This is a genomic window from uncultured Phenylobacterium sp. (genome assembly GCF_902826855.1).
Classification (GTDB): domain Bacteria; phylum Pseudomonadota; class Alphaproteobacteria; order Caulobacterales; family Caulobacteraceae; genus Phenylobacterium.
The window spans coordinates 1,309-13,610 of record NZ_CADEGK010000129.1 but is presented as its reverse complement, the minus strand read 5'-3'; the positions used below and the strand labels follow the sequence as shown (position 1 = coordinate 13,610).

Below are 12,302 nucleotides of genomic sequence, written 5' to 3'. Positions count from 1 at the left end.
CGACGACGCGTGCCGACACGCGGCTGGACCAGGTCTACTGCCGGATCGCCTTCAAGCGGCTCCGCTAGGAGGGAGACTTCACCCCGCCAGGCAGCAAGAAGCATCCCAGCCTGCAGTACCCGGGCAACGGCGGCGGGATGAACTGGGGCTAAGGCGCCTACGACCCGCGCCGGGGCCTGCTGATCTTCAGCGACATCCGCATGCCCCAGAGCGTGGCGCTCGAGCCGTCCGCCAAGCCGGCGCTGGCGCTTCGCCACGCCAAGGATCGCCTGCCCATCAGCATGAAGGCGGTGTCCTACGAGGCCGAGAACGACTGGCTGATGAGTCCCCTGGCCGCGCCCTGCCTGCAGCCGCCGCACGGGATGCTGACCGCCGTCGACCTGAAGACCCGCCAGATCGTCTGGCAGGTGCCCACGGGCACGGCGGAGGCCCAGGCGCCGCTGGGCCTCAAGTCCCACTTGCCGATCCCCATCGGCACCCTGGCCCTGGGCGGCACGATCACCACCGCCGGCGGCGTCAGCTTCCGCGCCGCCACGACGGACGCCTACCTGCGGGCCTACGACAACGCCACCGGCAGGGAACTCTGGAAGGCTCCGCTTCCCGTCGCGGCCGCCGCCACGCCCATGACCTATGTCTCCCCCAGGACCGGCAAGCAGTACGTCGTCATCTCCGCCGGTGGCGGCGGCCTTGGCGCGGCCCAGGGCGACTACGTCCTGGCCTACGCCCTGCCGTAGGGAGGCAAGGGGTCACCGGCCCAGGTGTCGTCGCATGAAGGCGAACGTCGCCTCCAGGATCTCCAGGGTCCGCGGGGTCGGTTCGGTAATGTCGAAGCCGTGCGGGGCTCCGGGGTTGTTGGCCAGGGTCAGCGGGTAGTCTCGCGTCAAGGCCTCGGCGACGAAGGCGTCGAGGCCCGCGAGCAGGTCCGGAATCTCGTCACCGCCGGCGCGGGCCAGGAACAGCGGCGGCTTGCGTCCCGGCGCCGCCAGCTGGCGCAGCGGCGAATGCGCCGCCAGCGTCTGTGGCGTCTCGGCCGCCCTGTGCGCCGCCGAGTTCTCGATGTCCAGGATCGGATAGTAGGCCACCAGGCAACGCACATAGGCCGGCGCATCCTTCAGGAACGGCGACAGCATCGGACCGCCGGCGGAATAGGCGGCCAGGCACAGCCGGTCGACGTCCACGTTCAGCTCCGCCGCGTGCGACCGCACATAGGCCACGGCGCTGGCCACATCGGCCGCCCCCTCGGCGATCATCGTCTTCGGGAACCCCAGGCGGTGGGTGAAGGTCACGCCGACCCAGCCCTGCGCCGCCGCGAGGCGCCCGTAGGACTGGTAGACCCCCATCTCCTTGGCCGGCGCGCCGGGGGGTACGCCGCCGTGGATGTAGATCACCGCCGGGCGCCGCTCGCCCGCCGCCAGGCCCGCCGGTCGGTAGACGTCCATCGCGAGCCGCCCCTCGGGCAGAGACGTGTAGCGCAGGTCCCTGGTCACCTGGACCGCGTCCATGCCGGGCAGCGTCAGCACCACCGGCCGCCGCGCGGCCGCGAGCGCCTCAGGGGGGATGGCTGAGGGTGGTTCCTGCGACAGCGCGGCTGGCGCGCTCAACAGGCCGAACGTCAGGGCAAGCGCCATCCGCATGGGGGCCTCCAGGCAATAGGGATGCACACCACCTCGCGCCCCGGACAGGGAAGCGGGCACGCTCTGGCGAAGGCGGTGTGCGCCTACTGTTCGTCCCTACGCTTCGGAGGTCAAGCCACCCCTGCGGCTTCCCGCGCCGCGTCGACGAAGCTGGGCGTCTCGCACGCCGCCACGTATTCGGCCCGCAGCCGCGCCACCAGCTCGGCGACGCTGGGCACGTCGTTGATCAGATCGACGCCCTGGCCCGCGCTCCACAGGTTCTTCCAGGGCGTCACGCCCTCCGGAAGATGGTCGTGGCGCATGCCGCGGCCCAGCGGCTTGGGCAGGTTCTCCGGGTCCATCCCGACGCGGCGGATCGATTCCGTCATCCAGTTGGCCGGCACGCCGGCCACGTCGCCGGTGTACATCAGGTCGCCGGAGGTCTGGCTGACCAGCAGCTCCTTGTACTCCTCCGGCGCGTCCGCCTCCTTGGTGGCGATGAAGCGGGTGCCCAGGTAGGCCAGGTCGGCGCCCAGCACTTCGGCGGCGCGGATCACCGCCCCGGTTGAGACGGCGCCGGCCATCACGATCACCCCGTCGTACATCGCCCGGATCCGCGGGATCAGCGCGAGGTGGCTGATGGTGCCCGAGTGCCCGCCGCCGCCGGCCCCGATGCAGTTCAGCCCGTCGGCGCCCGCCGCGATCGCCTTCTCGGCGAAGCGCAGGCTGGTGATGTCGTGGAACACCTTGCCGCCGAAGCCGTGCACCCGGCCGATCAGCTCGGTCGGATCGCCGCCCACGCTGATGATGATGTCGACGCCGTACTTCTCGCAGAGCGCCATATTGGCCTTCAGCTCGTCCTCGGGCATCCGCGTCGGATAGTTCACCGCCACGGGCGCGATCCGCCGCTTGGGATCGCGCCCCCGCGCCGCCTTCAGCGCCTCTGAGACGGCCTTCAGCCAGCCCTCGAACTCCTCGAGGCTGCGGGCGTTCTGCCGCGGCAGGCCGCCGACCACCCCGGCCAGGCAGGCCTCGCGCACCAGCGCCGGCCCGGTGACCAGGAACATCGGCGCGCAGATCGCCGGGATCGTCAGCGAAGCCCTGAGGGCTGGATCGAGGCTCATCGGGCCACCGCCGTCGGACGCATCACCACGCCGCCGATGCGCACGCCGCCATTGGCCATCTCCAGCCCGGCCGCCTTGGCCTTGCTCAGCACCGCCTCCGGGTCCGTCACCGCCACGTCCAGGCCCTCGATCGCCGTCGCCGCGCCTTCGCCGCCGGCCACGAACCGCACCTCGCCGCGGTCCAGCGGCAGGCGTAGCGGATCGTCGGGGTCCAGCGGCCGCCCGATCAGCTCCGACCACCGCCGCGCCAGCGCCAGCGGATCTGCGGCCGACATCACCACGGCGGTGATGTCGTCCACCGCGTCGGCCTGGGCCTTGGCCCAGTCCGGCCCGGCCGGCATCCAGTCGCCGCCGTCCTTGAGCGGGTCAGTCTCGGTGCGCTGCTGGTCGAAGGACACCAGCATCCCGCCGAAGTCCGCGGGGTGGAAGTGCGCGCAGTAGTAGTAGGGCCGGTCGATCTGATCGACGACACGCACGCCCAGCGCCTCGGCGCGGGCCTGTTCGGCGGGCGCATCGGCGCACTGCAGGATCACCATGTAGCCCGCGGCCTCGCCGCCGCGGCGCTTCAGGTAGCGCCCGGCCGAGGCGTCGTCGCGGACCGGCTCGACGACCTCGATAAAGGCCGCGCCCGCCGGCAGCACCGCGTTCTTCAGCCCGTAATGGCCGACGCCCGGATCGTTGTAGGCGACCTTGAGCCCGAAGGCGGTGTTCAGCCCGTCGGTGACGCGATCGAGGTCCCCGGCGACGAGCGCCACTTGCCTGACACGCATTTCGCTATCTCCTTCAGCGGCCGTGGAAAACGGGCGCGCGCTTCTCGACGAAGGCGCGGAACGCCTCGGTGGTGTCCTGGCTCTGGAAGAGCCGGGTGTGCTTCTCGGATTCCAGGGCGATGAAGTCGGCGAAGCCCACCTTCTCCGCCGCCAGGAAGTTGGCCTTCATGGCGGTGAGCGCCAGCGGCGCCGCGCGCGCCAGTCGGGCCGTCAGCGCGTCCAGGTCGGCCTCGAAGGCGTCGATCGCGCTGACCCTGGAGACCAGGCCGATGCGCAGGGCTTCGGCGGCGTCGAATTTGCCGGGCATGAAGTAGAGCTCGCGCGCCTTGGCCGCGCCCAGGATCCTGGGCAGCGTCCAGGGCCCGCCCATGTCGCCGGCCACGCCCACATCCAGGAACGCCGAGTTGAACTTCGCCGTCTCAGAGGCGATCCGCAGGTCGCAGGCGCAGGCCCAGCCGAACCCGGCGCCGGCGCAGGCGCCGCTGATCGCCGCGATCGTCACCGCCGGCATCTCGTGCAGCATCACCGGGATCTGGAACTCGTGCAGCGGCGACCAGCCGGGGGCGCGCGGCGCCGAGTCCGCGCCGCCGTAGTGTTTCACGTCCGCGCCGGGACAGAAGTCCGCCCCTTCGCCGCGCAGCACCAGCACGCGCACCGTGGTGTCCACCGCGATCTCGGAGATCACCGCATAGAGCTCGGCCATCATCGCGCCGCCGATGGCGTTGCGGTTGGCCGGCCGGTTCAGCGCCACGGTCATGACCGGGCCGTCGCGGCTGACCTTCAGGGTCTCGTGTTCGGTCCGCATCATCGGTCTCCTGTCCATGGGGCAAAGCGGGGCGGGCGTCGCTCGATGAACGACTGGGCGCCCTCGGCGGCGTCGGGGTGGGCAAGGGCGTCGGTCATCAGGTCCGCGGCGTCGCGGGCCGCGGCGTCGAAGCCGGCCTCCAGGTCGCGGTGCAGCTGGGCCTTGATGACCGCCAGCGCGCGCGGCGAGACATTGGCCGCCAGGTCGGCCGCATAGGCCTCCACCGCGGCCATGAGCCCCTCGCCGGGGACCAGCCGGTCGGCGAAGCCCAGCCGGTAGGCCTCGGCCCCATCGACCCGGCGCGAGCTCCACAGCAGGTCCATGGCGCGCGACAGGCCCACCATCCGCGGCAGCAGCCAGCTCGTCCCATGTTCGGCGATCAGGCCGCGCTTGGTGAAGACCGTGGTGAGCGAAGCCTCCTCAGCCATGAAGCGCAGGTCGCACATCATGGCCAGCACGAAGCCGCCGCCGGCCGCCGGGCCGTTGATCGCCGCGATCACCGGCTTGGAAATCTTGAGCAGGAAGCTGAACAGCGCCGGGTTCCTCGAGCCGCCGTCCGCCGCCGCGGCGGTCTTCGGTGGGCCGCTGCGGGTGCTTTCGGCCAGCGACGCCATGTCGATCCCGGCGCAGAATCCACGGCCGGCGCCGGTGATGCACAGCGCCGTCACCGCCGGGTCGGCCTCGGCCGCCAGGGCCAGCCGCTCCACCCCGGCGATCATCGGATAAGTGAGGGCGTTCAGCGCCTCCGGCCGCTCGAGCCGGATGACGCCGAGCGGTCCCCGTCGCTCATAGCCGACCTGCGGGTCTTCCATCGCACGCCTCCCGCCGCGGCGCAGGCAGGACCCGAGCGCCGACGGCGGACGCTAAGCAACATCCTTCACGCCGGGTCAGTCGAGCGGGGTGATGCCGAGGCTCATCGGCCACCCCGCTCGCCAGACGCATCAGCCCAGGGTGAGCCCCGGCATGTCCGTGTTCTCGCGCCACTTGGCCAGCAGGGCGTTGAAGGCCCCGGCGCCGGGCGTGTAGGTCTGGGGGAAGCCCATCCCGCCGCCTTGTCCGATCTTGCCCTCGGCGTTGTAGTAGCCGGGGGTGCAGGCCTCCAGGAAGCTGGTGTTCATGACGGCCAGCTTGCGCAACTCCTCGACCCACTCATGTTCGGCCTCGGCGGTGGGCTCCAGGTAGCGCTTCTGGCGCTTCTCGACCTCGCCGATCAGCCAGGTGATGTGCTGCGCCTGGTCGTCCAGCACGTGGGTCAGGTTCACCGACCCGCCGTTCTGCGACATGCCCATCAGGAAGTAGTTCGGGAAGTTGTGGCTGAAGAACCCGTGCAGGGTCTTCATCCCCTCGCCCCAGTGCTCGCTGAGCTTGACGCCGCCCTTGCCGACCGGGTCGTAGCCCTGACGCCGCCACCAGGACGTGCCCACCTCGAAGCCGGTGGCGAAGATGATGCAGTCGACCTCGTACTCGACGCCGTTGGCGATCAGGCCCTTCTCGGTGATCCGCTCCACGCCCTTGCCTTCGGAGGTGTCGACCAGCTCCACGTTCGGGCGGTTGAAGGTCGGCAGGAAGTCGTCGTTGAAGGTCGGCCGCTTGCACATCTGGCGATACCAGGGCTTCAGCTTCTCGGCCGCTTCGGGGTTCTTCACCGTGTCGTCCACCCGCCGACGGACCTGGTTCATCTTCTTGAAGTCGGCGATCTCGGCGCCCAGGGCGCCGTCTTCCATGGAGAACTTCTCGCCGGCGCCCAGGGCGAAGCCCGCGGCCAGGGTGCGGAAGATCTCGGTCCAGCCATCCTGGACCATGTCCTCCTCGACCGGTTGGCCGGTGACCATGTTGTTGAAGTTCAGCCGGCGCTCGCGCTGCCAGCCCGGCTTCAGGGTCTTGAACCAATCGACGTCGGTGGGCTTGTTGCCGCGCAGGTCCACGCTCGAAGGCGTGCGCTGGAAGACGTAGAGCTGCTTGGCGTACTCGCCCAGGAACGGCACCGACTGGATCGCCGTCGCGCCGGTGCCGATGATCGCCACCCGCTTGTCGCGGAGCTTGGTCAGGCCGCCCTGGTGGTTGCCGCCGGTGTACTCGTAGTCCCAGCGGCTGGTGTGGAAGGTGTGGCCCTTGAACGTGTCGATGCCCGGGATCGAGGGCAGCTTCGGCCGGTTGAGCGGGCCTGTGCAGCTGATCACGAAGCGCGCCTTCATGGCGTCGCCGCGGTCGGTGGTGATGGTCCAGAGCGCCGTCTTGTCGTCCCAGGTCATGCCGGTCACCCGGGTCTGGAAAGCGGCGTTCTCATAGAGGTTGTAGTGCTTGGCGATGCGCTGGGAGTGCTCGTAGATCTCGGGCGCGAAGGAGTACTTCTCCTTCGGCATGTAGCCCAGCTCCTCCACCAGCGGCAGGTAGCAGTAGCTCTCGATGTCGCACTGGGCGCCAGGATAGCGGTTCCAGTACCAGGTGCCGCCGAAGTCGCCGCCCGCCTCGATGACGCGGATGTCCTTGACGCCAGCCTCGCGTAGCCGCGCCCCGGCCAGGAGGCCGCCGAACCCGGCGCCGATGATCGCCACGTCGACCTGATCGGTCAGCGGGGCGCGCTCCTCGCGCTTCACATAGGGGTCGTCCAGGTAGTGGGCGAACTTGCCCTTCACCTCGACGTACTGGTCGTTCCCCTCCGGCCGCAGCCGCTTGTCGCGCTCGGCCTGGTACTTCTGGCGCAGGGCCTCCGGATCGAAATCGAGGTCCTTATGGATCGGGCTTACGTCGTTCATGGTTCCTCCCGGCCCAGCTTACCCGCCGGGCGTCGAATTTTGAGTCAACTCTAAACTGACCGACCGCCCCCCGCGGAGTCAACGGGCCCTGATCGCGTCATTTACGGCGTTTGGCTGAACAGTCGTGCGTCCGATGGACGACGAAGAGGCCGCCCTGGCGGAGCTGGCGGCGATGGATCTCGCGTTGGCGTGACCGCTGACGGCGCGAAGCGCCTTCAAGAATGAACCAGCAAGACACGAAAACGCCGAGCGACCCGGAGCGGCCCAGGCTCCCCGGCGCGCTCTTCGTGGTTTTCGTGACCTTCGCGGTTCGTCTTTTCGTGCCTGCGGCGCCTAGGCCACCCGCACCCTGGCCGTGCTTTCCGGTAGATCGCTCCCGAACGCGCGCTGGTAGAACTCGGCGACGGTGCCGCGCTCCAGCTCGTCGCACTTGTTCAGGAAGGTCATCCGGAAGGCCAGGCCCACGTCGCCGCCGAAGATCTCGGCGTTCTGGGCCCAGGTGATCACCGTGCGCGGGCTCATGACCGTGGAGATGTCGCCGTTCATGAAGGCGTTGCGGGTCATGTCGGCCACGCGGACCATCGCGTTGATCGTCCGCTTGCCCTCGGCCGTCTGGTACGACGGGCTCTTGGCCAGCACGATCTCGGCCTCCACGTCGTGGCTGAGGTAGTTCAGCGTGGTGACGATCGACCAGCGGTCCATCTGGCCTTGGTTGATCTGCTGCGTGCCGTGATAGAGCCCCGTGGTGTCGCCCAGGCCGATCGTGTTGGTGGTCGAGAACAACCGGAACCAGGGGTTCGGCTGGATCACCCGGTTCTGGTCGAGCAGGGTCAGCTTGCCCTGCGCCTCCAGCACCCGCTGGATCACGAACATCACGTCCGGGCGGCCGGCGTCGTATTCGTCGAACACCAGGGCGATCGGCCGCTGGATCGCCCAGGGCAGCATGCCTTCCCGGAACTCGGTGATCTGCTTGCCGTCCTTCAGGACGATGGCGTCCTTGCCGACCAGGTCGATGCGGCTGACGTGGCTGTCCAGGTTCACCCGGATCAGCGGCCAGTTCAGGTGGGCGGCCACCTGCTCGATGTGGGTCGACTTGCCGGTGCCGTGATAGCCCTGGATCATCACCCGGCGATTGTGGGCGAAGCCGGCCAGCAGCGCCCGCGTCGTCTCGGGGTCGAACTTGTACGCCGGATCGATGTCCGGCACGTGACTGTCGCGCTCGGCGAAGGCCGGGCATTTGAAATCGAAATCGACTCCGAAGTGCTCGCGCGCATTGATCTCGCGCTCGGGCTTCAGGGTGATCAGCTTGTCTTCAAGGGTGTCGAAAGCGGCCATAGTCTGGCCGATTACAGGCTTGCCGGGCGTGACGCAAACAGGTGTTTCATGTCACCTAGCGGAAGGGAGAACGCCTATGTCGCCGGTCGCGGAAGCTGCCTATCGCACGATCACGGTGAAGCCGCGGGCGCACGGGTTCGGCGCGGAGGTCACCGGGGCCGACCTGTCGCGCCCGCTGGACGCGGCGACGCTGGGGGAGGTGAGGACGGCCTGGGCGCGCCACGCGGTGCTGAGCTTTCCCAATCAGCCGCTGAGTCTGGACGAACTCGAGGCCTTCACCCTGCAGATCGGCCCGTTCGGCGACGATCCCTACGTCGCCCCCATGCCCGGCCACCCCAACGTGCTGGAGGTGCGCCGCGAACCGGACGAGACCCTCAGCCCGTTTGGAGGCGCCTGGCACTCCGACTGGAGCTTCCAGGCCGCGCCGCCCGCGGCCACGATCTTGCGCTCGGAGGTCATCCCGCCGGTGGGCGGCGACACCCTGTTCTGCGACGCCGCGCGGGCCTACGACGCGCTCGATGAGGCCACCAAGGCGCAACTGGCCCCCATGAAGGCGGTGCACTCGGCCAGCCGCGCCTATGGCCCCAAGAGCCAGTACGCCCGCGAGCTGGACCAACGCTCGATGCCGATCATCGTCAGCCCCGAGGCCGATAAGACCTGCGTCCATCCGCTGGTGCGAACGCATCCCGTGACCGGCCGCAAGGCGCTCTTCATCTCGCCGGTCTATACGGTCGGGATCGAGGGCATGGCGCCGAACGCGGCCGCCCCCCTGCTGGCCGGCCTCTACCAGCACATGACCCAGGACCAGTTCATCTACCGCCACGTCTGGCGCGAAGGCATGGTGCTGATCTGGGACAACCGCTGCACCATGCACAACGCCATGGGCGGCTACGACGGCCATCGCCGCGTCATGCACAGAACAACGGTGGCCGGCGAAACGCCGGTCTGAGGAGAGGGAACCACACATGAAGACCATCGCCATCGCCCTGGCGGCCGCCATGCTGGCCGGCACGGCGCTCGCCGCGCCGCCGCCCGCCGCCATCGCGCCCAAGGTGATCTCGGGCTGGGGCTGGAACGTCATGGCCCTGGAGGCCCAGAAGGCCTGGTATGCCGACAAGCTCGGCATGAAGCAGGTCGGCGTCTACAGCCGCGAAGGCAAGGTCTTCGAGTACATCATGGCCTTCGGCGAGCGCGGCTCCGGGCCGATCCTGGCCCTGCTGGCCTCGCCCGAGCGCAAGCCCGGCCCGAGCACCGCCGGCCGCCTGATCCTCATCGTCCCGGACTCCAAGGCGCTCTCCGAGCACCTGGTCAAGGAAGGCGTTCCCACCCGGCTCGTCGCCCCCGGCGCCTACTTCTTCGCCGACCCCGAGGGCAACCCCATCGAGATCTACACCCCGCCCGCGCCGGCCAAGTCCTAGTCGGCGTAGCGCGGCTTCAGGCTCGCCAGGCCGATCAGGCTGAGCGTCGCGGCCGCGGCGAGGTAGGCGCCCACCGGCGCAAGCCCGCCGCGGTCGGCCAGCAGTTGGGCGGCGATCGGCGCCAGGCCGCCGCCCAGGATGCCGCCGACGTTGAAGGCCATGGAGACGCCCGTGTAGCGCACCCGGGGCGGGAAGAGGCTGGGCAGGAACGCGCCCAGCGGCCCGTAGACGAAGCCCATGGTCAGGAGCGCCGCCGCCAGCCAGGCCCAGATCAGCACCAGGGAGCCAGAGCCCATCATCAGGCCCATCACCGCGCCGATGGCGACGGTCCCGACGCAGCCCCACATCAGCACCCGGCGCGGGTTGCGCGCGTCGGCCCAGTAGCCGGCCGCGATGATCCCCACCGCGAGAAACAGGATCGCCCCCAGCTGCACCGAGAGGAACGTCTCGCGGCTGTAGCCCAGCGCCGTGGTTCCATAACCCAGCGCGAACGCCGTCGAGAGGTAGAAGATCGCGAAACAGGCCACGACGGCGAACGTCCCGCCCAGCAGGGCGCCCGGATGGCGTTTCAGCACCTCGGCCATCGGCACGTGGGTGGTCCCGTCCTCGGCCGCCACCTTCTGGAACGCCGGCGTCTCGCCGATCCGCAGACGCACCCACAGGCCCAGGCCCACCAGGATGGCGCTGGCCAGGAACGGCAGCCGCCAGCCCCAGGCCTTGAAGTCCTCCGCCGACAGGATGAGCCCCAGGATCAGGAACAGCCCGTTGGCCGCGATGAATCCCACCGGCGCGCCCAGCTGCGGGAACATCCCGAACCTCGCCCGCCAGCCCGGCGGCGCGTTCTCCACCGCCAGCAACGTCGCCCCGCCCCACTCGCCGCCCAGGCCGAAGCCCTGGCCGAACCGCAGCAGGCAGAGCAGCGCCGGCGCCACCCAGCCCACCATCGCGTAGGTCGGCAGGAAGGCGATCAACAGCGTCGAGCCGCCCATCAGCATCAGCGAGGCCACCAGGGTCGACTTGCGCCCGATCCGGTCGCCGAAGTGGCCGAAGAACGCCGCGCCCACGGGCCGCGCGAAGAAGGCCAGCGCAAAGGTCGCGTAGCTCTGCATCAGCTGCGCCGACTCCGACGACTTGGGGAAGAACAGCGAGCCGAACACCAGCGAGGCGGCCGTGGCGTAGATGTAGAAGTCGTAGAACTCCACCGCCGTGCCCACCAGGCTGGCGGCCAGCACCCGGCGGTTGGAGGCGCTGCCTGCGCTGTCGCTCGAAGCCACGTCTGGGTCCCCCTCGGTCGCGCCCGCCTTATGGCGTTGGCCGCCCGCATCGGCTAGGGCGGAAGCATGACGGCGAAAGTCGATCCCTTCCACGCCATCTCGATCAGCGGGCTCGCCCACCGGCTGAAGGCGGAAGGCCGCCACATCCTGCACATGGAGTTCGGCCAGCCCTCGACCGGCGCGCCCAGGGCCGCCATCGCCGCAGCGCACGCGGTGCTGGACGCCGAGCCCCTGGGCTACTGGGAGAGCGCGCCGCTCAAGGCCCGCATCTGCCGCCACTACGCCGAGGCCTACGGCGTCGAGGTGAAGCCCGGCCAGATCACGCTCACCTGCGGCGCCTCGCCGGCCCTGGTGATCGCGCTCTCGGCGACCTTCCGGCCCGGTGACGTGATCGCCATGGCGCGGCCCGGCTACGTCGCCTACCGCAACACCGCCAAGGCGCTGAACCTTGTGCCGCTGGAGATCGCCTGCGGCCCCGAGACCCGCTTCCAGCTCACCGCCGCGACCCTGGCTGCGCTGGATCCGGCCCCCGCCGGCGTCATCCTGGCCAGTCCCGCCAACCCCACCGGCACGATCATCCCCGCCGCCGAGCTCGCGGCGATCGCCAAGGTCTGCGCCGAGCGCGGCATCCGCATCGTCTCCGACGAGATCTACCACGGCCTCACCTACGCCGAGCCGACGCGCTCGATGCTGGAGTTCGCGCCCGACGCCATCGTCGTGAACAGCTTCTCCAAGTACTTCAGCATGGCCGGCTGGCGGCTGGGCTGGCTGGTCGTGCCGCCGGCCGAGGCGTCGCGCGCGGTGGCCTACATGGGCGCCCTGTTCCTCACCGCGCCGTCGCTCGCGCAGCACGCCGCCCTCGTGGCGATGGACAGCCGCGATGAGCTGGAGGGCCATGTGGCGGCCTATCGCAGGAACCGGGAACTCCTGCTGGAGGCCCTGCCGCGCCTGGGGCTGGAGAGGATCGCCCCGCCGGACGGCGCCTTCTACATCTACGCCGACGTTGGCCGGCTGACCGACGACAGCCTGAGCTTCTGCAGACAGCTCCTGCTGGACACCGGCGTCGCCACCGCCCCGGGCATCGACTTCGATCCCGTCGACGGCCATCGCTTCATCCGCCTCAGCTTCGCCGTCTCGACGGCGGAGATCGAGGAGGCCATCGCCCGCCTGGTCCCGTGGTTCGACGCCGCCTGGGCCAAGGCCGCCT

Annotated in this window: 12 protein-coding genes; 4 read left to right on the top strand and 8 right to left on the bottom strand. The window is 69.9% G+C overall.

The window, feature by feature from the left end; translation table 11 throughout:
* Nucleotides 1-200 precede the first annotated feature (200 nt).
* Nucleotides 201-734 (top strand): PQQ-binding-like beta-propeller repeat protein, encoded by a 534-nt coding sequence (locus QZV94_RS16730; RefSeq protein ID WP_293679206.1) that lies wholly within the window; start codon nucleotides 201-203, stop codon nucleotides 732-734.
* A 12-nt stretch (nucleotides 735-746) separates the two neighbouring features.
* On the opposite strand, the gene QZV94_RS16725 is transcribed toward QZV94_RS16730, so the two are convergent.
* From QZV94_RS16725 to cobS, 7 genes are all read right to left on the bottom strand, one after another.
* Nucleotides 747-1,634, bottom strand: coding sequence for an alpha/beta hydrolase (locus QZV94_RS16725; RefSeq protein ID WP_293679204.1), 888 nt, complete (start codon nucleotides 1,632-1,634; stop codon nucleotides 747-749).
* A gap of 110 nt (nucleotides 1,635-1,744) precedes the next feature.
* Complete coding sequence (locus QZV94_RS16720; RefSeq protein WP_293679202.1) at nucleotides 1,745-2,737, bottom strand: nitronate monooxygenase family protein; 993 nt, start codon at nucleotides 2,735-2,737, stop codon at nucleotides 1,745-1,747.
* The gene (locus QZV94_RS16715) at nucleotides 2,734-3,507 is read right to left on the bottom strand and encodes a VOC family protein (protein ID WP_293679200.1); all 774 of its coding nucleotides are present in this window, start codon (nucleotides 3,505-3,507) and stop codon (nucleotides 2,734-2,736) included. Before QZV94_RS16715 ends, QZV94_RS16720 begins: the two co-directional genes overlap by 4 nt.
* A gap of 13 nt (nucleotides 3,508-3,520) precedes the next feature.
* The gene (locus QZV94_RS16710; RefSeq protein ID WP_293679198.1) at nucleotides 3,521-4,315 is read right to left on the bottom strand and encodes an enoyl-CoA hydratase-related protein; all 795 of its coding nucleotides are present in this window, start codon (nucleotides 4,313-4,315) and stop codon (nucleotides 3,521-3,523) included.
* Nucleotides 4,312-5,124, bottom strand: a complete 813-nt coding sequence (locus QZV94_RS16705; protein WP_293679196.1) for an enoyl-CoA hydratase-related protein — start codon at nucleotides 5,122-5,124, stop codon at nucleotides 4,312-4,314. Before QZV94_RS16705 ends, QZV94_RS16710 begins: the two co-directional genes overlap by 4 nt.
* Nucleotides 5,125-5,253: 129 nt before the next feature.
* On the bottom strand, nucleotides 5,254-7,068 hold the full coding sequence (locus QZV94_RS16700) for an NAD(P)/FAD-dependent oxidoreductase (protein WP_293679194.1): 1,815 nt from the start codon (nucleotides 7,066-7,068) through the stop codon (nucleotides 5,254-5,256).
* Nucleotides 7,069-7,401: 333 nt separating this feature from the next.
* Nucleotides 7,402-8,403 carry a cobaltochelatase subunit CobS gene (gene cobS, locus QZV94_RS16695; protein WP_293679192.1) on the bottom strand — a complete coding sequence of 334 codons (1,002 nt, stop codon included), beginning with the start codon at nucleotides 8,401-8,403 and terminating at the stop codon, nucleotides 7,402-7,404.
* A gap of 76 nt (nucleotides 8,404-8,479) precedes the next feature.
* Between cobS and QZV94_RS16690 the strand changes: the two genes are divergently transcribed.
* Nucleotides 8,480-9,352: a TauD/TfdA family dioxygenase gene (locus tag QZV94_RS16690; RefSeq protein WP_293679190.1), complete on the top strand. Its 873-nt coding sequence runs from the start codon at nucleotides 8,480-8,482 to the stop codon at nucleotides 9,350-9,352.
* 16 nt (nucleotides 9,353-9,368) lie between these two features.
* Nucleotides 9,369-9,821 carry a VOC family protein gene (locus QZV94_RS16685; RefSeq protein WP_293679188.1) on the top strand — a complete coding sequence of 151 codons (453 nt, stop codon included), beginning with the start codon at nucleotides 9,369-9,371 and terminating at the stop codon, nucleotides 9,819-9,821.
* On the opposite strand, the gene QZV94_RS16680 is transcribed toward QZV94_RS16685, so the two are convergent.
* On the bottom strand, nucleotides 9,818-11,095 hold the full coding sequence (locus QZV94_RS16680) for an MFS transporter (RefSeq protein ID WP_293679186.1): 1,278 nt from the start codon (nucleotides 11,093-11,095) through the stop codon (nucleotides 9,818-9,820). The two genes, QZV94_RS16685 and QZV94_RS16680, sit on opposite strands and share 4 nt — an antisense overlap.
* A 66-nt stretch (nucleotides 11,096-11,161) precedes the next feature.
* On the opposite strand from QZV94_RS16680, the gene QZV94_RS16675 reads away from it, so the two are divergent.
* On the top strand, nucleotides 11,162-12,302 hold a 1,141-nt coding region (locus QZV94_RS16675), incomplete at its 3' end, for an aminotransferase class I/II-fold pyridoxal phosphate-dependent enzyme (RefSeq protein ID WP_293679184.1).